The sequence below is a fragment of the Sulfitobacter brevis genome (genome assembly GCF_900112755.1).
Taxonomy (GTDB): domain Bacteria; phylum Pseudomonadota; class Alphaproteobacteria; order Rhodobacterales; family Rhodobacteraceae; genus Sulfitobacter; species Sulfitobacter brevis.
In genome coordinates this window covers 43,504-66,181 of sequence record NZ_FOMW01000006.1, presented here as the reverse complement: position 1 = coordinate 66,181, position 22,678 = coordinate 43,504, and the positions used below count along the sequence as shown (strand labels likewise).

The window sequence follows — 22,678 nt, the reverse complement described above, 5'->3', positions numbered from 1 at the left end:
GGCGCTGACCTGCAGTTTTTCCGTGGTGGATTGCTTAGCTCAGACGGTTTTTCACAGTCGGTCCGACGCTGCCAAAATCCATTTGTCCGGTATATTTACCTTTCAGGATCGCCATGACCTTGCCCATGTCGCGGATCGAACTGGCACCGATTTCGGCAATCGCGGCGTCCACTGCGGCAGCGGCTTCATCTTCGCTCAACTGTTTTGGCAAAAACTCTTCGATTACGACGATCTCAGCCCGCTCGCGGTCGGCCAGATCCAGCCTGCCGCCCTCTTCGTAAGCGCGCGCGCTTTCAAGCCGCTGCTTGGCCATCTTGCTCAGGATCGCCAACACTTCCTCATCATTGACGCCATCATCGTTACCGGTGGCCCGCGCCGCGATATCTTTGTCTTTGATCGCAGCATTTACCAGCCGCAGCGTTGACAGCCGGTCGGCAGCCTTGTCTCTCATCGCCTGTTTCAATGCATCAGAGATGCGTGTGCGCAATGCCATGAAGTGACCCCGTCTCTTGCGTCAGAATGAGTTGCGGACCATAACGCCGCCACCACTGACAGGCAATGGGGGATGACTTGTAGTAACCCACTGGTATTTAAGCCAATCTGATTTTCGTGATCACCTTGACCCTGCACCCCCGTGTGGATAGGTTGCACCCGTTTATCCCGCCAGCACTGTCCGGAGGCTCCCCATGCCCGCACCCGTAGATCCCCGCCCGACCGCCTGCCTTGCCCTTGCAGATGGATCGTTATTCTATGGGTCCGGATTTGGAGCCATAGGCCAGACTGTCGCCGAGTTGTGCTTCAACACATCCATGACCGGCTATCAGGAAATCATGACCGATCCGTCCTATGCCGGGCAGATTGTGACCTTCACCTTCCCGCATATCGGCAATACCGGCACCAATCCCGAAGACGATGAAACCGGCGATCCGGTTGCCGCAGGGATGGTGGTGAAGTGGATGCCGACCGACCCCTCAAGCTGGCGCACTGTGCAGCCGCTGTCGGAGTGGCTGGCGGCTCGTGGGCGCATTGCCATCGGCGGCGTTGATACCCGCCGCCTGACGCGGGCGATCCGCCAGTCCGGCGCGCCACATGTGGCGCTGTCCCATGACCCCGATGGTAACTTCGACATTGAGGCGCTGATCGCCGCCGCGCGTGGCTTTGCGGGTCTAGAGGGGGTCGATCTGGCGCTCGACGTGACCTGCGCGCAATCCTACCGCTGGAACGAGATGCGGTGGGCATGGCCCGAAGGTTTCACGCCGCAGAATGCCCCGCTGCACAAGGTTGTGGCCATCGATTACGGCGCAAAACGCAACATCCTGCGCTGCCTTGCTTCGGCGGGTTGCGAAGTGACTGTGCTTCCCGCGCAGGCGACTTTTGACGAGATAATGGCCCATAACCCCGACGGCGTTTTTCTGTCCAACGGCCCCGGCGATCCGGCAGCGACTGGCAAATATGCCGTGCCAATGATCAAGGATGTGCTGAACAAGACCGATCTGCCGGTGTTCGGCATTTGCCTTGGCCACCAGATGCTGGCGCTCGCCTTGGGCGGCCGCACCATCAAGATGAGCCACGGCCACCACGGTGCCAACCACCCTGTTAAGGACCGCGATACCGGCAAGGTCGAGATCACCTCGATGAACCACGGCTTTGCGGTGGATGCGCAGTCCCTGCCTGCCGGCGTTATCGAAACCCATGTGTCGCTGTTTGACGGGTCCAACTGCGGTATCCGCGTGGACGGGCGTCCTGTCTGGTCGGTGCAGCACCACCCCGAAGCCTCCCCCGGCCCGCAAGACAGCTATTATCTGTTCGAGCGTTTCGCCGAAGCGATGGCGGCAAAAAAGACCGAGCTTGCGACTGCTTAAAGCGTGATGGTTACCTCGGGTTAGGTTCCTTAACCTTACGTTAACTCTGCATCTGTCAGTCTGCGTCGCAGTTATTGCGACGGATATTCAACGGATGAGCAACCTTCGTCTGCACCTGCCAGAGCCAAGCCTGACGACTGCTGATGTGCTGCATCTGCCGTTGGGCCGCTATCTGGTCAATGCAGGGATCATCGACCAGCTGGATCTGGTCCACGCGCTCGGACTTCAACGTCATATCGACGCCCCCTTGGGCGAGATTATGGTGTCTGAAGGGCTGGCCAGCCAAAGTGATGTGCTGCAGGCGATGGCGCAACAGCACCGTGCCGAAGTGGTTGATTTGGCGCGCTCGCCGCCGCTTCTTAGCCTTGCAAATAGTCTGCCGGCTTCGGTTTGCCTAGCGCACCGCGTGGTACCATGGCTCAAGATCGGCGACCGCCTGATGGTGGCGACCAACACGCCCGATGACTTTGCAAATTTGCGTATGTGCATGGGGTCGGCAGGCAAGAAGATGATGCCGGTGCTGGCAGATCCTGCACAGATTAAACACCAGTTGGGGCGGCTTTACGGACGCGAATACGCGCAACGCGCCTCGACGCGGGTGCCGGTTGCCGAAAGCTGCCGAGGGTGGGCCGTCAACACAGAATCCAGAAGGTGGAGCGCAATTGTCATCCTCTTGGCCCTCGGTCTGGCATTGTTGCTCGCACCGATGTGGACGTTGAGCATTGCGATGCTTTGGGCTTTCGTAACGCTGATGATGACCACAGGCCTGAAAGCGGCGGCATGCTGGGCGCACCTCTCAGGCCGCGGCACCAGTGGACTCACATTTGACCCGCGCAACTGTCCGCCCTTCCGGCTGCCGCATGTCTCGGTTCTGGTGCCGCTCCTCAAAGAGAAAGAGATTGCCGCGGCTCTCATCGCGCGTCTGTCGCGGCTGACATACCCGAAATCCTTGTTGAGCGTGGTACTGGTGCTGGAGGAGCAAGACCAGATCACCCGCGACACGATCGCCCGTACCAAGTTGCCCGACTGGATCACCGTGATCGAGGTGCCCGCTGCCAACAAGCTAACCACCAAGCCCCGCGCCTTGAACTACGCGCTGGATTTCTGTCGCGGCAGTATCATCGGCGTCTGGGATGCCGAAGACCGCCCCCAACCTGACCAAATCGAAAGGGTGGTCACGCGCTTTCAATCCGCACCCGCCAATGTCGCTTGTCTGCAAGGCATTCTGGACTACTACAACCCGCAGGAAAACTGGCTATCTCGTTGTTTTACCATCGAATACGCTACTTGGTGGCGGGTTGTCCTGCCGGGCATAGCGCGGTTGGGGCTGGTGGTACCACTGGGCGGAACTACACTGTTTTTCAGACGCAGTATTCTGGAAAAGCTGGGGGGGTGGGATGCCCATAACGTCACCGAAGATGCCGACCTTGGTCTGCGACTGGCCCGCCACGGTTATATAACCGAGCTGATCCAGACCGTTACTTATGAGGAAGCAAACTGCCGCACATGGCCTTGGGTCCGGCAACGGTCGCGGTGGCTGAAAGGGTTTTTGATCACGTGGTGCGTGCACATGCGCGACCCGCGCAAATTGATGGCCGATCTGGGATTGGTGCGCTTTCTTGGCATCCAGACGATGTTTCTCGCCACGTTCAGCCAATTTGCCTGCGCCCCGCTGTTGTGGTCGTTCTGGCTCACCTTGTTTGGCGTGACGCACCCCATCGCGCTGACACTTGGCACGCCGGTGATGTGGTTCATGATCGGCTGCTTCATTTTCTCCGGGCTTTTAAACCTTGGAATCTCGGCTGCCGCCGTCTCGGGCCGAGAGCACCGCGCCCTGCTTGGATGGATCCCGACCCTGCCGTTCTATTTTCCGCTTGGCGTTCTCGCAGCCTATAAAGGGCTGCACGAATTTGTCCTTCGCCCGTTTTTCTGGGACAAGACCGAGCACGGCGTCAGCCTTGCGACTGAAGAAAACGGTGCCGCGCAAAAGTAGCGTTCGCTCGCATGGGTCTTAGGCTTCTTCTTCGCGCCGCGCCGCGTCTTGTTTCAGGCGCGTGGTAAAGGCCACTGAAATATGGGTGCGCAATGCGGCATCCGCCCCGTCTTCATCGCGGGCCTCGATCATCGCAACGATCCGGTCGTGCTCCTGCTGGGCAATCGCCCCGCGCCCTTGTGCTGCCAGCGACGAGGTCGCCATCAGCGCCATCGAGCGGTACACAAGGTCAAGTTGCTGGACCAGATACCGATTGTGCGAGGCCAAGTGGATCTGTTTGTGGAACCGCCGGTTGGCGCGCGCAAGCGCGGCGGGCGTTTCGGTTAGCGCATTGTCGGCCTCGACCATCTCGCGCAGCACCCGCGCCTCCTCCACCGTGGCGTGACGCGCGGCCAGCCGCGCAGCTAAACCCTCCAATTCACCACGCACCACGTAAAGCTCGGCCATCTGGTTGTGATCCAGCGAGGCCACAATCAGGCTGCGCCCGTCGCGGGCCAGCAGGGACTGCGTCTCCAACCGCTGCAATGCTTCGCGTATCGGGGTGCGCGAGACGCCAAAGCGATCCGCAAGCTCGCTTTCTACAAGGCGGTCGCCAGGGCGATAGGTGCCGATGTCAATCGCATCGAGGATCATCGAATAGGCGTCAGTGGGGCCGGGTCTGGGGGCGGGCATCAGGCAGTATTCCTTAAAGTCGCGCCACCTTACCCACCGCGACCGGTTTCGCAAGCCTGAGCCCTTGCAGCACCCTGCGCGACACCCTACCAAGTTGCCATGTCACGCGATGCTTTTTCTCATGTGGAAACCTGGATCTTTGATCTGGACAACACGCTTTATCCGCCCTCGGCGCGGCTTTTTGACCTGATCGAGGTCCGCATGGTCGCTTGGGTCATGCAGACATTGGGCATTGAAGAAGCCGAGGCTAACCGGATGCGCCTGCATTACTGGCAGACCTACGGCACCACCCTTGCGGGGTTGATGCGCGAACATGATGTTGACCCCACGCCCTATCTTGAGGACGTGCATAATATCTCGATGGACAGCCTGACACCGGATTTGCCGCTTGCCCAAGCCATCAAAGCGCTGCCGGGGCGCTGCATCGTCTATACAAATGGCTGTGCGCCCTATGCGACGCGGGTGTTGGAGGCGCGTGGGCTGAGCGGGCTGTTCGATGCTATTTACGGCGTGGAGCATGCCAATTTCCTCCCCAAGCCGGAACGCGGCGCTTTTGACACAGTCATCTCACTTGATGGGCTGAGCCCGACCCGCGCCGCGATGTTCGAGGATGATCCGCGCAATCTTGCCGCGCCACACGCTCTGGGCATGCGCACCGTGCATGTCGCCCCGACGCGCGCGGCGGGTGATCACATTCACTACCATACTGATGATCTGGCCCATTTCCTTGGCACTTTGGCGGGCTAGATCAGGGCGATGAAGTTTGATTGTGACATATTGGTTTCCGGCGGCGGCATCGCCGGGCTGACCGCTGCTGCTGCCTTTGGCAGCGCGGGTTTCTCGACCATCTGCGTTGATCCAACGCCGCCCGTGACGGACGCGGGCCAAGAAAACGCCGACATGCGCTCCACCGCGATGCTACAGCCAGCACGCGAAATGTTGGAACGCGCAGGGTTGTGGTCTCGCCTCGCCCCCCATGCCGCGCCCCTGCAAATCATGCGGATCGTCGATGCGGGCGGTGATCTGCCGGACCCTCGCGTAACTTGCGAATTCGATGCGTCCGAGATTTCAGATGCGCCTTTCGGCTGGAATTTCCCAAACTGGCTGTTGCGCCGTGAATTGGTGGCGCGGCTGGCCGAACTGCCGCTCGTCGATTTTCGCCCCGGTACCGGCACCACGACCCTTTTTACCCGCACCGCATCGGCCCGCGTCGGCCTCAGCGATGGCAGCAAAATCAGCGCACGGATGGTGGTTGCCGCCGACGGACGCAGCAGCCCGATGCGTCGCGCCGCAGGCATCGGCGTCACAACCCGCCGTTTCGGGCAAAAAGCCTTGGCCTTTACCGTCACCCATCCGGTGCCACACCTGAATGTCTCGACCGAAATCCACCGTACAGGTGGGCCTTTTACACTGGTGCCTTTGCCCGACCGTGACGGGCTGCCCTGCTCCGCTGTCGTGTGGATGGACAATGGTCCCGATCAGGCCGCCCGCGCGGCGCTCGACGTGGCCGCGTTCGAGGTCGAGATGTCCGACCGCGCGTGCCATCTGTTCGGGCCGCTGAAGCTGGCCAGCCCCCGCGCACTCTGGCCGATCATCAGCCAGCATGCGGATCGCTTATCCGGTGAGCGGCTGGCGTTGATTGCCGAGGCTGCGCATGTGGTACCGCCGATTGGGGCGCAGGGATTGAACATGTCACTGGCCGATCTCGCCACATTAGTAGATCTGGCGCAAGCCAGCCCCGATACCCTCGGCGACGCCGTGATGATGGCGGCCTATCACAAAGCCCGCCACGCCGATATTCAGCTGCGGGTGCGCGGCATTGACCTGCTCAACCGCGCCTCGCAGGCCGATAGCATGCTGGGCCGCGACGCCCGTGCGCTGGCGCTCAATGCGCTTTATGCACTACCGCCCGTGCGCCGGATGTTGATGCAGATGGGGTTAGGGATGCGCTGACGCGCAGCCCCGCGCTGTTTAAAGGACCTTATCGACCACGGCCTTCAACCGCGCCAGCGTGGCATCAACGTCATAGAGTTTATCGAGGCCAAAAAGCCCCAGACGGAAGGTGCTGAAACCGGCAGGCTCATCCACCTGCAAAGGTACCCCCGCGGCGATTTGCATGCCTTGATCGGCAAATGCTTTGCCCGATTTCACATCCGGATCACTGGTATAAGACACCACAACACCCGGCGCGCCAAAACCCGCCGCCGCGACCGAGGTCACACCCTTGTCCGCCAGCATTTCACGCACGCCATCGCCCAGCCGCCACTGCGCCTCCTTCAGACGCGCCAATCCGTGGTCAATGGTTTCGCGCATCGCATCGCGAAAACCGCGCAGCGCATCGGTCGGCAGGGTCGCGTGATAGGCGTGGCCGCCGTCCTCGTAGGCCTTCATGATACTGCGCCATTTGCCCAGATCGATGGCATAGCTGTCGGACTGGGTCTGGGCCAACATCTCCTCGGCGCGCGCCGACATCATCACCAACCCTGCCGATGGCGATGCCGACCAGCCCTTTTGCGGCGCGGAAATCAACACATCGACCCCAAGCGCCTTCATATCGACCCAAGCACAGCCCGAGGCGATACAATCAAGCACGACCAACGCGCCGACCTCATGCGCGGCCTCCGCCATCTCGGTGATATAATTATCGGGCAGGATCATCCCTGCGCTGGTTTCCACATGCGGGGCGAAAACCACCTGCGGCTTCTGCGTTCGGATCGCCTGTACCACATCTTCGATTGGGGCTGGCGCAAAAGGCGCGATTGGCTCGTTGTCCTGCATCTGTGCCTTCATCACTGTGGCACTGGCCGTCAGCCCGCCAGTCTCGATGATCTGGCTCCAGCGGTAGGAAAACCATCCATTGCGCACCATTAGAACATCCTTGCCCCGCGCGAACTGCCGCGCCACGGCCTCCATTGCGTAGGTCCCGCCACCGGGCACCACGGCCACCGCCTGCGCATTATAAACTTCGCGCAGCATGCTGGAGATATCGCGCATAACCTCTTGAAAAACCGCAGACATATGGTTGAGTGAGCGGTCGGTAAACACCACCGAAAACTCCATCAGACCATCGGGATCAACGGGCGTGTGCTGCTTGGGCATGAATCGTCTCCTAAATGCGTTGCCACAGACCTAACGGCTTTGCCTGCGTGGGGGAAGTGGGCCCACGTTTGGCCGAGATATATCGGGTTTAAGACAACTACATTTAAACAGTGCCTAAAATTCGCCACATTTCGCCTTGATACTGCCGTAAAGCGGCGAAAACAGCCGCGCGAGTAGATCAAGGCCGGCAATAGACCGGACGGGCAGGCATATGGCAGAGACAACACTTTTGCTGAACGGCTTCAGCATTATCGGCGATCCGCATACGAACACTAGCGCCAGTAAGGGCGGCAATTTGCTCATCCATAATGGCACTGCGGTGTTTGAGGGTGACGATATTGTTGTCTTCACCGTCACAAATGTGGACGCCAATGGTACGCTGTCCGGCAAATCAATCGTAACCGGCGTTACGGTCTACAACAATGCCACAGATTACTACAACGATACCCCCGCCTATACCTATTCCGGCAGTGCCAAAATTGGCAATGGCCGTGCCCATATGGGCGACCGCTATCTGGAATTTGACGCCAGCAGTCTGGTGTCCACCAACGCTAACGCTCCGGTCCTGGGCGAACTGACGGTCGTTGCAGGTGTCGACATTCTGGGCACGCTTGCCACTACGAACGGTCCGCTCAAAGTTGCCACTTACGAAGACATTGATGCCAACGGCGACGGCAGCATTGATGGTCTCGAAAACGCTGATGCTGCCTTCTCGGACGATCTTAACCTGCTGCTGGTGGTTTGTTTTGCCAGTGGCACGCTGATCGAAACCGCAACCGGCCTGCGCGCCGTTGAAACGATTGCTGCCGGTGATCTGGTGATGACGCTGGATGATGGTCTGCAACCTGTGCGTTGGGCAGGCGTCCAGACCGTTTCAGGCACCGGCCCGACCGCCCCTGTACACATTGCACGCGGCGCTTTGGGCAACATTCGCCCGCTGGTTGTCTCGCAGAACCACCGGATGCTGGTCAGCGGCGCCCGCGCTGAAATCCTGTTCGGCCAATCAGAAGTCCTGATCGCGGCCAAACACCTGGTGAACAACAGAAATATCCAGATCCGTCCCTGCGCTGAAGTCAGCTACCACCACTTTATGTTCGAGAACCACCAGATCGTTTTTGCCGAAGGGTGCCCCGCCGAGAGTCTCTATCCCGGTGCGCAAACTCTGAGCACCCTGCCCGACAGCGAATGCGACGAGATCCGCCATCTGCTGCCCGAGCAGTTCAGGAGCGGCGCTGCAATGCCGGTATCGCGCTACGAATTGCGCGGCTACGAGGCTGCAGCTCTGCACGCAGCAGCGTGACGCGCTGACCTCTTCGCAGCGCCTAGATCGGCCCCGCGAGCCGCTCTTCACTCAGCAGCACATTCGCCTCCACTTGCCCCGCGCCGGGCAGCGTCATGATGCGGCGCCGCAAAACCCGCTCGAAATCCGCCAGATTCCGCGCCACGATCCGCAACCGGTAGTCATAAAGCCCTAGAACATGTTCGACCGTCTGCACCTCGGGGATGGCTGAAACGGCCCGCTCGAAATCCTCCAGGCTGACACGGCCTTTAGTGGCCAGCTTCACCCCTAGGAAGACAGTGACGCCAAATCCCAGAGCTTCGGCATTGACCCGCAATTGCCGCCCGCGGATCACGCCCGCCTCCTCCAGTCGCTTGATCCGGCGCCATGTTGCAGGCTGCGACAGACCAATACGCCGTCCCAGCGCACTGGCGCTTTGGGTCGCATCACGCACCAAGGCTCGCAAGATTTGCCGATCCAGATCATCAAGTTCGATCATATTGGTAGCACTTCCGCAGATTTGATCCGCGCCACATGCATTAAAGCCTCAATGTCGGCGATATGCGGCAGGGTCAGGATATGTTCACGGTACACCCGCTGATAATCCGCCATATCCCGCGCGATAATCGACAAACGCACATCAACCCGCCCCAGAAACGTCTGCACCTCGATCACCTCTGGTACCAGACGCGCTGCTGCCAGAAAGGCGTCAAAGGCATTGCCCTGCGTCTTATCCAGTGTGATCCGCAAGGACACTTCGACCGCATAGCCCAAGGCTGCCCAGTCAATCACCACCCCGACACCCGAGACAACGTTCTCCTCCTGCATCCGCGCCATCCGCCGCGCCGCTTTGCCAACGGTCAGCCCACAGCGATCCGCCAACTCCCCGGCGCTCAGGCTCGGCTCGGCCTGCCAATAGCGCAACAAGCGACGATCCACATCATCAAGCATGATTTTTCCATTTTTTCACAGCCTCACGCATTACCATCTTCATTTGACCAAATAAACTCATAATCCGACAATGGAACTCCGCGCTGCCTTGGCTATGGTACACCCAGAATTCATCAAACCCGAAAGGACGCACCAATGCGCGTTTACTATGACCGTGACTGCGACGTTAACCTGATCAAAGACAAAAAGGTCGCCATCCTCGGCTATGGCAGTCAGGGCCACGCCCATGCGCTGAACCTGCGCGATTCCGGTGCGAAAAACCTCGTCGTCGCTCTGCGCGAAGGCTCTGCCTCGGCCAAAAAAGCCGAAGGCGAAGGCCTCAAGGTTATGGGCATCGCCGAAGCCGCCGCTTGGGCCGATGTGATCATGTTCACCATGCCCGACGAGCTGCAGGCAGAGACTTACAAGAAATACGTGCACGACAACATCCGTGAAGGTGCTGCCATCGCATTCGCCCACGGCTTGAACGTACACTTCGGCCTGATCGAGCCCAAAGAAGGCATCGACGTCATTATGATGGCCCCCAAAGGCCCCGGCCACACTGTGCGCGGCGAATACACCAAAGGTGGCGGCGTGCCCTGCCTTGTGGCCGTTGACAAGGATGCTTCCGGCAAGGCGCTGGAAATCGGTCTGTCCTATTGCTCCGCCATCGGTGGCGGCCGCTCCGGCATCATCGAGACCAACTTCCGCGAAGAATGCGAAACCGATCTCTTTGGTGAGCAGGCCGTGCTCTGCGGTGGCTTGGTTGAGCTGATCCGCATGGGTTTCGAGACATTGGTCGAAGCGGGCTATGCCCCCGAGATGGCCTATTTCGAATGCCTGCACGAAGTGAAGTTGATCGTCGATCTGATCTATGAAGGCGGCATCGCCAACATGAACTACTCGATCTCCAACACAGCCGAGTACGGCGAGTACGTCTCCGGCCCGCGCATCCTGCCTTACGACGAAACAAAGGCGAAGATGAAAGCGGTTCTGACCGACATCCAGAACGGCAAGTTCGTGCGTGACTTCATGCAGGAAAACGCTGTCGGCCAGCCATCGTTCAAAGCCACACGCCGCATGAACGATGAGCACCAGATCGAACAGGTCGGTGCCAAGCTGCGTGAAATGATGCCGTGGATCTCTGCGGGCAAAATGGTCGACAAAGCGAAAAACTAAGCCGGAACCATTGCGGCCTAAAATGACTTGAGCTTGACCCCGGCCCCGCGCCGGGGTCTTTCGTTTTTATACACAAAGAGCTTTTATGACCGACACCCCCCAAATCACCCTCTCAAGCTGGCTTATGATTGCGCTACTCGGCGTCGTCTGGGGTGGCACATTCATGGTGACGGAGATCGCGCTGGAGGGCATCACCCCCTTCTGGCTTGCCGCATCGCGCATCGGGTTAGCGTCGGTCATTCTGGCGGGCGTTTGGGGGCTGCGCGGATTTCGTCTGTTCACCGCACGTCCCGACAGCGGCGAACTGGTCGCAATGGGGATCATCGGGGCGCTCAGCTCGGCGGTGCCTTTCGCGCTGCTCGCTTGGGGGCAGCAGTATGTCACTGCGGGATTTGCGGGCGTTTCTATGGCCTCGGTGGCGCTAATCATTCTGCCACTGGCGCATTTCTTTGTCCCCGGCGAGCAGATGAGCCGCCGCCGCGTGGCGGGATTTGTGCTGGGGTTTATCGGGGTCTGTATTCTAATCGGCGGACAGGCCTTTGAAAGCACTGGCACCACGTTGGAAATTCCGGGCCGGATCGCCTGTGTCGGGGCGGCGGCCTGCTATGCCGTAGGCTCGATCCTGCTGCGCCGGTTGCCAGCCGTTGATTCAATTGGGCTGGCCGCCGTTTTGTCGCTGATCGGCGCGGCAATTTCGATCCCGTTGGCCTTGGTGGTTGAAGGGCTACCGCCCCTGCCGTCAAACGACATCCTGCTGGTTCTTTTGTTCCTCGGCATCGTCCCCACGGCCTTGGCCAATCTGCTACGGGTGCTGGTTGTGCGCAGCGCCGGTCCGGTCTTTATGTCTTTGGTGAATTATCAGGTGCCGGTCTGGTCGGTGCTATTGGGGTCGGTGTTTCTAGCCGAACAGCTGCCGCCCTCGCTCCTTGTCGCGATGACGCTGATCTTGATAGGGGTCGGCACCAGCCAATTTGGTGCGCTCAAACGGTTGTTCGGGCTGAACGATTAAGACACAGGCGGCGCCACCCCGCTCAGGGTTGGACTGCCCGTTCGACCGCCATCACAACATCATCGACAGCCCGTTCCATCAAGGCGGCGTCTTCGTGTTCGGCCATGACCCTGACCAAAGGCTCGGTGCCGGATTTGCGGATCAACAGCCTGCCGCCATTAGCCAAATCGGCTTCGGCTTGCGCAATAGCGCCCTGCACCTCGGCGGTGTCCAATGGCGTCTGCCCCGTCTCGAAACGGACGTTTTTCAACAATTGCGGCACGGGTTCGAACTGGTGCAGCAATTCCGAGGATGGCTTGCCCGAACGGATCATCTCGGCCAGAAATTGGAGACCCGCCATGAGCCCGTCACCGGTGGTGGCATGATCGCTCATCACGATATGGCCCGATTGTTCGCCGCCCAGATTGTATCCGCCTTGGCGCATCCGCTCGACGACATAGCGGTCCCCGACCGCCGTTCGTTCCAGCCGCAGCCCGCGATCGGTCATGAACCGCTCCAGACCCAAATTGCTCATCACCGTGGCCACCAAGGCGCGGCCTTTCAGACGGTCCTCAGCGGCCCAACGCGCTGCCATCAGCGCCATAAACTGATCGCCGTCGCCGACCTCGCCGTTTTCATCGAGCAAGATCACCCTATCAGCATCACCGTCCAGACAGATCCCGACATGGGCGCCGTGGGCGCGTACGGTTTGCGCCGCCAGTTCAGGGTGGGTCGAGCCACAGCCTTGGTTAATGTTATGTCCGTTCGGTGCAACCCCAACGGGGATCACCTCGGCGCCCAGTTCCCACAGGGTTTCGGGCGCAACCTTATAGGCGGCGCCGTTGGCACAATCGAGAACGACCTTCAGACCATCCAGACGCATCTGGCGCGGGAAGGAGGATTTTACCCGCTCCACATAGCGGTAGCGCCCGTCGTCGATGCGTTTGGCCCGACCAATATCACCCGCCGCCGTCGCTTCGACACCGCCCTCAACCAAGGCTTCGATCTCGCTTTCGGCCTGATCGCTTAGCTTGAACCCGTCGGGGCCAAAAAACTTGATGCCGTTATCATGGGCGGGATTGTGACTTGCCGAGATCATTACGCCCAGATCAGCCCGCATCGAGCGCGTCAAGAGCCCCACCGCAGGCGTCGGCACCGGACCGAGCAGCAGCACGTTCATCCCCGTGGAGGTCAGACCAGCCGTCAGGGCATTTTCAAACATATAGCCTGAAAGCCGCGTGTCCTTGCCGATTACAACACGGTGCACCGCAGAACCGTCGCGCCGGAAATAACGCCCCACCGCCGCGCCGATCCGCAACGCCATTTCGGCGGTCATTGGATGGATGTTGGCCGTGCCGCGCACGCCGTCGGTACCGAAAAGTTTTGTCATGGGTATCTTCCTGCTGTGGCGGCCCGCCACAGCGCAATTGCCTGTATTGTTTGCGGTACATCATGCACACGCAGCACCTGAATACCATGACCCAATGCCGCGAGCGCTACCCCGATCGAGCCCGCTGCGCGGTCTGCCGCCACTGGCATTTTGCCGATCGTGCCGATGAACTTCTTACGTGAGGCGCCTAGCAAGACCGGCACCCCCAGCGCGTGAAACAGGCTCAGCCGCGCCAGCAGCGCCAAGTTGTGGGTCTGGGTCTTGCCAAACCCGATGCCGGGGTCGGCGATGATTTGCGCCGGTGCGATGCCGAACTGGCGCTGCACCTGCGCGATCCGACCGTGCAGCGCGTCATAGACATCCAGCAACACATCGTCATAACGCGGATCTTGTTGCATCGTCGCGGGATCGCCCTGCGCATGCATGATGCAAACCGGCAGGTTCTGACTAGCACAGAACGGGGCCATCTCGGCGTCATGGGTCAACCCAGACACATCATTTACCAATGCGGCACCTGCTGCCACCGCCGCCTGCGCAACACGCGCCTTGCGCGTATCAATCGAGATCAGGCATCCGCTGTCGCGCAATCCGGCGATCACCGGCGTGACCCGCGCGATCTCTTCGTCAGGGTCGATATAGCTTGAGCCAGGGCGGGTGGATTCGCCGCCGATGTCCAAGATGTCGACGCCCGCCGCGCACATGCCCCTACCCGCCGCGATGGCCGCTTCGGCCTGCGCATGTACCCCCCCATCAGAAAAACTGTCGGGGGTCGCATTGAGAATGCCCATCACGCGAGGGCGGTCGAAGGTGAGACCCGCTATCGGCGGGCGCGGCTGGGTCAGAAGGACATAGTACTCGGCAGGCATGTCACTTGCAGGCATGAACTCAGGCGCGCGACCCCGCGCCAAGACCTCGACATGCGTGAACCACCCCTCCCCGCCTGCCAAAGGTAGCGCGGCATCTGGGCGGGCCAAACCATGTTGAACCAAAGGGCGGAAGTAGCTTTTCTGTGCGCTCACAGCACTTCCTTGTCAGAAGTAGCGCTGCGCAGCGGCACTGACGCACTGCTTGGCAGATCAGCACCGATCACCAGCATCTCTTCGGCATCAAAGGTCGCGGCAAACCATGCCGCCAAGGCCACCGCATCACGCGGCTGGGCCGAAGGCGTATCAACGGAATCCAGAACAATCTTCGAGGGCGCCCAAACGCAGGTCTGGCCATTCTTCATCGCCCAATCAAGTTCGGTGCGGGTGGCGACCACAACGCAGCGGTCGTCTTTTGAGGCAAGCACCCAAGCGTTCTGTTCAATCGCCAGCAGGTCGATCCGGCGCTGTGCCATGCGGTGCGGCACCTGCGGCGCAGGCGCATCGGCGGCGCCAACGCATAGAATCAGCGGGCGACCCAGATTTTCAAGCTGGTCGAGCCAGCCGCTCACGTACGGCGAAGCGATGGCAGCATTGCTGAGAAACACCAATTCAGGGTGCAGGACATGGGCAATGCTGCGCTCGGGCGGCGGGGCAGATTCGCTGGCGCGCACAATCTCGACGCCCAAGGCACCCGGACCGCGATCAAGCTTTTCGATCCGCACAAAGACCCGCATCGCCTGCGGCTCGCCAAGAATCCGGTCCGCGACGCGCTCGGCCAGAGTCTCAAGCAGGTTCAACCGCTCGTCAGCTAACTCACCGGCAATCGCTTCGGTCACTCGGTCATAGCTGAGGATGCGGTCCACATCATCATCCACCGGTCCGGTGAGCGGGCGCACCTCGACGACAACGTTAAAGCAAATCCGTTGCGTGACGCCCCGTTCGGCCTGAAACGCTCCTATTTCGACCTCGACAATGTGATCGCGGAGCGAAATTCGATCAAGCGGGTCGGAACCAGCCGTGGCTGCCGCGCGTTCGGAAGGGTGAGCAAACGCGAGGCGGACTTCGTCGGGCATAGATAGGGGCCTTTGCAAATGGAATACTGGCTATACCCTACTTTATCTGCGCGGCAAGGTGCAGGAGAGTTACGGCAGCCGAGCGCCCGAATGCGGCGTTAGTTGGAGGCTGTTTTCACACCGGAACGGTAAAACAGGTGCTGGCCGATCTGTGCCGTGCGGGTGAAGACCTTGGACCAACGCGGCGATACGGCCGTGGTGTGGTAGTGGGTCGCACCGCCGGTAAGCACCGGCGCTTTGCCGTCGATAGTAGCGCGGGCCACTTTAGCAACGCGGGCAAAGGCCATAGGTTCGTTGATTTTTTCGCTGTTACCGTCGCAGGTATACGTGAACTGGCATTGGTATTTCTTACCGGTGCCTTGGTTAATCACACCGCAAAGCGATCCGGGGTACCGCGCGCTTTTGACCCGGTTCAAAATCACCTCGGCCACTGCGAACTGGCCTTTGACCGTTTCGCCGCGCGCTTCGAAATAAAGCGCCTCGGCCAGACAGCGCCATTCTGAACTACCTGACGCTTTGGGCTGCTGGTCCAACCATGTTTTGGAGTACTCAACAGAGCCCGGCGCATGCACTGGCTGCGCAATAATATCTTGAAGCCGCTTGCCGCCTGCCGATTTAAGCCCCTGTGCTTCGATCTTGGCCAATTCCTTGGCGCTCTCCGAGCTGGCGAGGCCAGAAGTCGGGATCAAAGTGGTTGCTGCCATCAGGCCAGCCAGAAAAGTTGCTTCGAATAAACGCATGCCGCGCCTCTTGTGTAATTAAAACCTGAGACGGCGCTTACCCAAAGAAAGCGTTATGGTAAAGTCTACGGCCCGCCGGAGTCGCGAAAACCCGCCCACGAACACCACATGTTGTGGTTTATATGAAATCCTCACCGCCTATCTTGTGTGAAATCGCGAGCTGCGCCGCAGCGAGCCGTGCAACCGGCACGCGAAAAGGCGAGCAAGAAACGTAGTCAAAACCCGCGTCGCGACAAAAAGCTATCGATTCGGGGTTGCCGCCGTGCTCGCCACAGATCGACAATGTAATCCCCGGCTGCGCCTTTCGACCCCGCTCCGCCCCCAATTGCAGCAGCTCTCCGACACCGTCCTGATCCAACACATGGAAGGGGTCTTCGGGGAAGACGCCTTGCTGGACATAGTCCGACATGAACCGCCCCGCATCATCGCGGCTGAGGCCATAGGTCATCTGGGTCAGGTCATTTGTGCCAAAGCTGAGAAAGGCACAATGCGGCGCAATTTCAGCCGCGCGCAAGGCAGCACGCGGGGTTTCGACCATCACGCCCAGACGGTAGGTAAATGTCGCGTCGCGTTCAGACCGGACCGCGGCGGCAATAGCATCGACCGAAGCTTTGACCATCTCCACCTCACGGCGCGCACTGACCAGGGGAATCATGATTTCCGGCACCACAGGTTCGCCGTCGCGGCTGGCCTCGATGGTGGCTTCGAAAATCGCGCGGGCCTGCATTTCGTAGATTTCAGGTACCGTGACACCCAAACGCACACCGCGCAAACCCAGCATCGGGTTGTATTCTGTCATCGATTCGATGCGGCGGGTGACCTGAGACAGGGGCAGCCCCAAAGCTTCGGCCAGTTCTCGTTGCCCCGCTTTGTCGGCGGGCAGGAATTCGTGCAAAGGCGGATCGAACAGACGAATGCACACCGGCTGGCCCTGCATGATGCGAAATAGCTGCGTAAAATCATCGCGTTGCATCGGCAGCAGCCGTTCCAGCACTGCGCGGCGATCCTCGCCCGTAGCGGCAAAGATCATCTCGCGCATCACCGTCAGGCGGCCGGGATCAAAGAACATATGTTCAGTCCGACACAGCCCGATGCCATGTGCGTTGAAATTGCGGGCGGTTTGGGCGTCGGCAGGGGTGTCGGCATTGGCGCGAATGCCGATGTCGGCACAATCTTGCGCCCATTCCATCAGGCGGGTGAAGGTATCGTCCAGCGCCGCCTCTTGCATCGCTGCAGCGCCGGCCAGAATTTCGCCCTTGGTACCGTCCACAGTAATTTCATCGCCTGTGGTAAACACCCGCCCGTCTGGCGCGGTAATTGTGCGTTTCGCCATATTAAGGTGCATGTTCGACGCGCCGACCACACAAGGCAGTCCCATGCCGCGCCCGATCACTGCCGCATGGCTGGTGATACCGCCCCGTTCGGTGATCACCGCTTGCGCCGCATGCATGCCGCGAATGTCTTCGGGACTGGTTTCGCGCCGCACAAGGATACAAGGCTCGCCCCGCGCCGCACTGGCCTGTGCTTCGGTGGCATTGAACACGATTTTTCCTGTCGCCGCGCCCGGGCTTGCGGGGATACCGCGCCCGATCCTGTCGCGTTTGACGCGCGGATCGACCTGCCGGTGCAGCAATTCAGTGAGGGTACGGGGTTGCACCCGCATCAGAGCTTCTTCGCGGCTGATAATCCCGTCATCCGCCAAAGCAACGGCGATCCGCACCGAGGCGCGAGATGATCGTGACACCCGCACCCCATCCAGAATGTGCAGCTTGCCGTCTTCGATCACAAATTCGACCTGCATTTCAGCCCGCAACCGCTGCCGCATCAGGGAGGCATGGGCGGTCAGTTCGGCGAAAGCCTCCGGCACCAGCTCCTCAAACGAGGGACCGCGCGGGTCGCAGGTGAGGTAGAGCGCGGCAGCATCGCCTTCTAGCGCGTCGCGCCCTTGCGACTGGCTCAGGTAACGGCCGGTGATCTGCGGCAAGCCGGTATCGCTATCAACCAGTTGCAAGACGCCTGCCCCGCATTGCCCCGTGCCAACGCCAAAGACCATCTGTTGCACCACCAGCCCAAGACCGGCATCGGCAGGCGCCCCTTTTGCCTGACGCAGCAACCGCGCCGAGGTGCCATCCCACGCCCGCGCCATTGACCGCAGTACAGCGGCCAGCTGGGTCGCCGGATCCTGAGGGAATTCTTCTTCTGTTTCAGCCTCATAGGCACTGAGAGAGGCCTGAAGTGCCAACCGCCCGTCGCCCTTGACGTCATCAAACATGTCGGGATCAAGCCGCGCTACGCCGACCGCATAAGCCTGCACAAAACGGGTATAGAGCGCGGCGGCAGGCTTTTCACCGATGGTTTTACACAGCGCCTCAAAGCGCGTGTCGTTGATGCCGATGTTCAAAACGGCGCCCGGACCGCCCCAATCAGGATCTTGGCTGGAGGGGCGCACACAAAGCAAGGTTCCAGCTGGAAACTGCCCGACAACCGCCTGCACATCCGGCAAATTGCCCTTGCCGATCCGTGCCACCGCATCAAACGACAGCGCTACCGTATGCGGCACCGGCAAATGCAACCGCACCAACCGCTGCAAACATTTCGCCCGCCCGCCGTGGGTGTCGTTTGCAATCGGGGCCGTTTCGGTCACGAGGGTGGTATGCGGATCATTCTGCACTGCGGCATCCTTTAGGTTCGGATGCAGCATAGGTTTTTAAAGGCCTGAGGCAAGCGATTGTCAGGCAAATGACACAAACGAAGCATCGCTGCGCGCGTCTTGCCGCCTGCCCTAGCCCTCGATTTTGGTCAGGTCGGCGACGCTGCTACAGGTCTGGCGGATGCGGCTGAGCAGGTTGAGCCGGTTGCGCCGCACCATGCCATTGTCGCTATTGACCTGAACCGCATCAAAAAACGCGTCAATCGGACCCCGCAACTCCGCCATCGCCGTCATCGCAGCGCTGAAGTCTTGCGCCTGCATCGCGGGTTTGATCTTGGCCTCGGCGGTGTCGAGAGCGGCGAAAACTGCGCGTTCCTCATCGGTCTCGGCATATTTCACGTCCGCACCGTAGGAGTATTCGACCCCGTCGGCCTCCTCGGCCTGTGTCAGGATGTTGTTGGCGCGTTTGAAACCTTGGATCAGGTTGCCGCCGTCGTCGGTTTTGAGCGTTTCCGACAAAGCGCGGGCGCGTTTCACGAGGAGCGTCAGGTCGTCGTTGCCATCCATCGCAATGCAAGCGTCGATGATGTCATGGCGGATGCCTTGGTCTTTTAGGTAAACCTTGAGGCGGTCGTGGAGGAAGGAGAGGAGGTCTTCGCAGACTGTAGAAGCTGGAATTGCCCGTATGTTGTCGCCTTCCAAACTCTTCGAAAGGCTGATCTCCCCTTCAGCGATCGCCCGCACAATCTCGTCGTAATTCCTTCGGACAAACTGACCGTCATTCATCATGACTTCTGATCCGAGGCTCCAGAACTCGCTATCATTATCTTCGCCGTCGAGAATATAAGCTTTCTTTGCATCGAGCAGCGAGCTTAAAAGACCTTCATACGATTGGCGAAGCGCGGATATTAGGCCAATACCCAAATCATTCTCAACCAAAATCCGAATTACCCCGAGCGCAGCCCGACGCAGCGCAAAAGGATCCTTGCTCCCCGTCGGTTTCTCATCAATTGCCCAGAAACCGGTGAGCTTGTCGATCTTTTCGGCCAGCGCCACGGCGACGGAAGCCGGCGCAGTCGGGACATCGTCGGACGGACCCAGCGGCGAATAGTGTTCGCGCGCGGCATCGGCTACGGCATCCGAAAGCCCGGCAGCACGGGCGTAATAGCTGCCCATTAACCCCTGCAATTCGGGAAATTCATAGACCATTTCCGAGCTGAGATCGGCTTTAGCCACACGCGCGGCCTGCTCGGCTTCGTCCGGATCAGCGCCGACCATCGGGGCGATCTCACGGGCCAGAACGGCCATGCGGTCGATCAACTCGGCCTGCGTGCCCAGCTTGTTGTGGAAAGTCACGTTGCGCAGGTTTTCGACCCATGTTTCCATGCCCGCACCGGATTTGGCGATGCGCAGATCATTCTCCCAGAAGAACTTCGCGTCCGATAGACGCGCCGACAGCACTTTTTCATTGCCCGCAAGGATCGTTGCCCCCTCGTCCGCTGTAGTGCGGTTGGCGACGGTGATGAACTTTTCGATGCGCCCTGTTTTGGGGTTACGAACCGAGAAGAATTTCTGGTGTTCGCGCATCGAGGTTTGCAACACTTCGGGCGGCAGGTCGAGGAAGGCGTCCCCGATCGGCCCCATCAACACCACGGGCCATTCTACCAAGCCTGCGACTTCGGCCAGCAATCCGGCATCGGCGACCACCTCAAGCCCTTGGGCGAAGGCGGCGTTCTCGGCATCGTTGCGGATCGTTTCGGCGCGGGCCTCGGCATCAAGCACCACAAAAGCGCGTTTCAGCTTGGCTTCATAATCCTCGAAACCACTGACGGCGATGGTATCCGGCGCCAGAAAACGGTGTCCGCGCGTGGTGTCGCCGGACTGAATGCCATCTACCTCAAGCGGCACGACGGACGCGCCGGCCTCGTCACTGGTAATGCACAGGATCGAATGCAGCGGGCGCACCCATTTCAACGTGCCCGCGCCCCAGCGCATGGATTTGGGCCAAGGGAAGTTGCGGATCGTCTGTTCCAGCACTTCGGCAACAATTTCCGCAGCTGGACGGCCCGGCTTTTCGATCTTTGCAAAGAGGATAGCGCCTTTTGGCGTGTCGCGTTCCTCAAGCTGGTCGCGGGTCAGCCCTGCGCCGCGCAGGAAGCCTTCGATAGCCTTCTCGGGGGCATCAGCACGCGGGCCTTTCCGCTCTTCCACCTGACGGGGCGAAGCGGCGAGCATGTCTTCAATTGCCAATGTCAGACGGCGCGGGGTCGAAAAGGACGCGGCGGCGGCATAGGTCAGCCCCGCCTCGACCAAGCCATCCGTCACCAGCTTTTTGAGGTCTTCCGCCGCGCGTCGTTGCATCCGCGCGGGGATTTCTTCGGAGAACAGTTCAATCAGCAGGTCTGGCACGGCGGCACCCTTCTTGTGCCGCAGTGCGGCGCTTGTTTGGCCGCTTGGATAACGGTCAAGGCGGCAAGGGTCCAGCCCTCAAGCGCGGTCAGTCGATCAGCGATTTGATGTCGGGACCCGAGATGCGCGGAATGATCCGGTATCCGGCCTCGACAAAGTTGTAGACCGCAAAGAGCACCAGCCCCAATCCGGCACCGCCCAGCAAAATGCGCCCAAAAGCCATGCTGCGCAATTGATGCAAGGCCTGCCCCAAGCCACCGGCCTGAGCGGGATCGGCCGTGAGTGCGGCATAGCCCAACGACATCGCAACCATCGCGAGGATCGCGCCATACACGACCAGTCCGATAGTAATGAGCGGATCGACCTTTTCGGTCACCTGTGAACGGGCGAGGTGGGATTTATAAGTGCCGCGCCAGCCTTTTTGCGCGTAGTAGATGCCCGCGCCCAGCAAGACCAACGCCACAGCGGCCACCACATAGCGGCCCATCGGCATCGACATCAGCTTTTGCGTCCAGTCTTGGGCGGAATCGCCACTGCCACCGCCCTGCCCGCCCATCGCTAGACCAATTACAGAAATACCGATACCGCCGTGGATCAATCCGGTAATCACCTGAGCACCACGGGCAAAGAGACCTTTGGCGTCGGTGCCGTGGTCTTCCACGTCCTTGACGCCCGCGACCACACGCCAGACCAGATAGGCAAATAGTCCAATCCCGATCGCCCAAAGCGCAGGCACGCCGTAGGGTTCATTGCGCAGGGTGGCCAGCGCATCTTTGGTGCCTTGGGCGTTGGTGGATTTGAATGCCGCCAGCAACGCGAGCCCTCCAACCAGAGTGTAGATAGCCCCGCGCGCGCCGTAGCCCGCCCGCATAATCCACTTCAGTCCATCTTTTGCTGTGTCGTCGTCCATGCCCGCGCTCCTTGGGGTTCTTCACCCTACAAGCGTTTGGAAGCGGGCAATCGTTCCCGACTGCGGTGCGAATTTGAGCCACGTGGCAAATTAGACGTCGAATTTACTCTGACTGGGGCCGCTCGGGGCACGTCTCGCCGACCACGGTGCCGTCATAGGATTTCTCGCCGCAGTCGTTCAGCTCGTGCCAGACATAACCGCGCCCGTCATCGGTGATCGCGACAATCCGGTCGACGCCGAAGTGCACGTTCTTGCCGCCGAGAAAGGTCAGCGCCGTGCCCGCTTCGATCTCGGCCCCGATGGCTGCGGCATCAAAGCAATCAAACCAGCGCGGCGCGTTGCGCGGCGTGGCGTGATCGGTGAGCACATAGGTTTCGCTGAGCATGGCAAGGCTGAGCGGTGTGGTAAAGCAGGCGCGGTAGCGGATTGGCGAGCTGTCGGCATCGATGGCCGAAACACCATCCGCGACGATCGCCTCGGGCAGGTTGGACCCGACCGAAACAAGCTCCACCTCGGCGGCCTGCGCCGAGACTTCGTCGTAGAACCCGTATATCTGCGCGTAGTAAAGGGCCGCGCCCGCAATCAATGCCGATAGCAAAATAACGATTCCTACGATTCTACCGTTCATCGGTTGGCCT

Annotated in this window: 20 protein-coding genes; 7 read left to right on the top strand and 13 right to left on the bottom strand. The window is 60.2% G+C overall.

Going from position 1 to position 22,678, the window contains the following annotated elements; translation table 11 throughout:
* Nucleotides 1-34 precede the first annotated feature (34 nt).
* On the bottom strand, nt 35-493 hold the full coding sequence (locus tag BM174_RS09555) for a GatB/YqeY domain-containing protein (protein WP_093923633.1): 459 nt from the start codon (nt 491-493) through the stop codon (nt 35-37).
* A 193-nt stretch (nt 494-686) separates the two neighbouring features.
* Between BM174_RS09555 and carA the strand changes: the two genes are divergently transcribed.
* Nucleotides 687-1,862 carry a glutamine-hydrolyzing carbamoyl-phosphate synthase small subunit gene (carA, locus tag BM174_RS09550; protein ID WP_093923632.1) on the top strand — a complete coding sequence of 392 codons (1,176 nt, stop codon included), beginning with the start codon at nt 687-689 and terminating at the stop codon, nt 1,860-1,862.
* A gap of 94 nt (nt 1,863-1,956) precedes the next feature.
* A complete protein-coding gene (locus BM174_RS09545; RefSeq protein WP_093923631.1) occupies nt 1,957-3,855 on the top strand; it encodes a glycosyltransferase family 2 protein in 1,899 nt (632 codons plus the stop codon).
* An 18-nt stretch (nt 3,856-3,873) separates the two neighbouring features.
* Here the strand turns inward: BM174_RS09545 and BM174_RS09540 are convergent, their stop codons facing one another.
* Nucleotides 3,874-4,527, bottom strand: coding sequence for a GntR family transcriptional regulator (locus BM174_RS09540; protein ID WP_093923630.1), 654 nt, complete (start codon nt 4,525-4,527; stop codon nt 3,874-3,876).
* A gap of 99 nt (nt 4,528-4,626) precedes the next feature.
* Between BM174_RS09540 and BM174_RS09535 the strand changes: the two genes are divergently transcribed.
* Both BM174_RS09535 and BM174_RS09530 read left to right on the top strand, forming a co-directional pair.
* On the top strand, nt 4,627-5,274 hold the full coding sequence (locus BM174_RS09535) for a pyrimidine 5'-nucleotidase (RefSeq protein WP_093923629.1): 648 nt from the start codon (nt 4,627-4,629) through the stop codon (nt 5,272-5,274).
* 9 nt (nt 5,275-5,283) lie between these two features.
* Nucleotides 5,284-6,480, top strand: a complete 1,197-nt coding sequence (locus BM174_RS09530) for a UbiH/UbiF family hydroxylase (RefSeq protein ID WP_093923628.1) — start codon at nt 5,284-5,286, stop codon at nt 6,478-6,480.
* Nucleotides 6,481-6,498: 18 nt separating this feature from the next.
* Here BM174_RS09530 and BM174_RS09525 read toward each other — a convergent pair whose 3' ends face one another.
* Complete coding sequence (locus BM174_RS09525; RefSeq protein ID WP_093923627.1) at nt 6,499-7,626, bottom strand: aminotransferase class V-fold PLP-dependent enzyme; 1,128 nt, start codon at nt 7,624-7,626, stop codon at nt 6,499-6,501.
* A gap of 211 nt (nt 7,627-7,837) precedes the next feature.
* Here BM174_RS09525 and BM174_RS09520 point away from each other — a divergent pair, with 211 nt between their 5' ends.
* Nucleotides 7,838-8,926 carry a Hint domain-containing protein gene (locus BM174_RS09520; RefSeq protein ID WP_093923626.1) on the top strand — a complete coding sequence of 363 codons (1,089 nt, stop codon included), beginning with the start codon at nt 7,838-7,840 and terminating at the stop codon, nt 8,924-8,926.
* A gap of 22 nt (nt 8,927-8,948) precedes the next feature.
* On the opposite strand, the gene BM174_RS09515 is transcribed toward BM174_RS09520, so the two are convergent.
* Together BM174_RS09515 and BM174_RS09510 are read right to left on the bottom strand one after the other, a co-directional pair.
* Nucleotides 8,949-9,404 (bottom strand): Lrp/AsnC family transcriptional regulator, encoded by a 456-nt coding sequence (locus BM174_RS09515; RefSeq protein WP_093923625.1) that lies wholly within the window; start codon nt 9,402-9,404, stop codon nt 8,949-8,951.
* On the bottom strand, nt 9,401-9,856 hold the full coding sequence (locus tag BM174_RS09510; RefSeq protein WP_093923624.1) for an Lrp/AsnC family transcriptional regulator: 456 nt from the start codon (nt 9,854-9,856) through the stop codon (nt 9,401-9,403). Before BM174_RS09510 ends, BM174_RS09515 begins: the two co-directional genes overlap by 4 nt.
* Before the next feature lie 135 nt (nt 9,857-9,991).
* On the opposite strand from BM174_RS09510, the gene ilvC reads away from it, so the two are divergent.
* Together ilvC and BM174_RS09500 are read left to right on the top strand one after the other, a co-directional pair.
* Nucleotides 9,992-11,014, top strand: coding sequence for a ketol-acid reductoisomerase (gene ilvC, locus BM174_RS09505; RefSeq protein WP_093923623.1), 1,023 nt, complete (start codon nt 9,992-9,994; stop codon nt 11,012-11,014).
* Between the two features lie 85 nt (nt 11,015-11,099).
* Nucleotides 11,100-12,023 (top strand): DMT family transporter, encoded by a 924-nt coding sequence (locus tag BM174_RS09500; RefSeq protein WP_093923622.1) that lies wholly within the window; start codon nt 11,100-11,102, stop codon nt 12,021-12,023.
* Nucleotides 12,024-12,045: 22 nt separating this feature from the next.
* On the opposite strand, the gene glmM is transcribed toward BM174_RS09500, so the two are convergent.
* The 8 genes from glmM to BM174_RS09460 form a co-directional block, all read right to left on the bottom strand.
* Nucleotides 12,046-13,392 (bottom strand): phosphoglucosamine mutase, encoded by a 1,347-nt coding sequence (glmM, locus tag BM174_RS09495; RefSeq protein ID WP_093923621.1) that lies wholly within the window; start codon nt 13,390-13,392, stop codon nt 12,046-12,048.
* Nucleotides 13,389-14,411: a dihydropteroate synthase gene (gene folP, locus BM174_RS09490; protein ID WP_093923620.1), complete on the bottom strand. Its 1,023-nt coding sequence runs from the start codon at nt 14,409-14,411 to the stop codon at nt 13,389-13,391. The genes glmM and folP overlap by 4 nt, the downstream gene beginning before the upstream one ends.
* Nucleotides 14,408-15,331 (bottom strand): dihydroneopterin aldolase, encoded by a 924-nt coding sequence (locus BM174_RS09485; protein WP_093923619.1) that lies wholly within the window; start codon nt 15,329-15,331, stop codon nt 14,408-14,410. Before BM174_RS09485 ends, folP begins: the two co-directional genes overlap by 4 nt.
* A gap of 98 nt (nt 15,332-15,429) precedes the next feature.
* Nucleotides 15,430-16,071 (bottom strand): cell wall hydrolase, encoded by a 642-nt coding sequence (locus BM174_RS09480; RefSeq protein ID WP_177209456.1) that lies wholly within the window; start codon nt 16,069-16,071, stop codon nt 15,430-15,432.
* A 118-nt stretch (nt 16,072-16,189) separates the two neighbouring features.
* On the bottom strand, nt 16,190-18,772 hold the full coding sequence (locus tag BM174_RS09475; protein WP_143092440.1) for a putative PEP-binding protein: 2,583 nt from the start codon (nt 18,770-18,772) through the stop codon (nt 16,190-16,192).
* An 81-nt stretch (nt 18,773-18,853) separates the two neighbouring features.
* The gene (glyS, locus tag BM174_RS09470; protein ID WP_093923618.1) at nt 18,854-21,130 is read right to left on the bottom strand and encodes a glycine--tRNA ligase subunit beta; all 2,277 of its coding nucleotides are present in this window, start codon (nt 21,128-21,130) and stop codon (nt 18,854-18,856) included.
* Nucleotides 21,131-21,218: 88 nt separating this feature from the next.
* Entirely contained in the window at nt 21,219-22,040 is an 822-nt protein-coding gene (locus BM174_RS09465) for a DUF1206 domain-containing protein (protein ID WP_245766315.1), read from the bottom strand.
* A gap of 103 nt (nt 22,041-22,143) precedes the next feature.
* Nucleotides 22,144-22,668: a DUF6446 family protein gene (locus tag BM174_RS09460; protein WP_093923617.1), complete on the bottom strand. Its 525-nt coding sequence runs from the start codon at nt 22,666-22,668 to the stop codon at nt 22,144-22,146.
* Nucleotides 22,669-22,678: the final 10 nt, after the last annotated feature.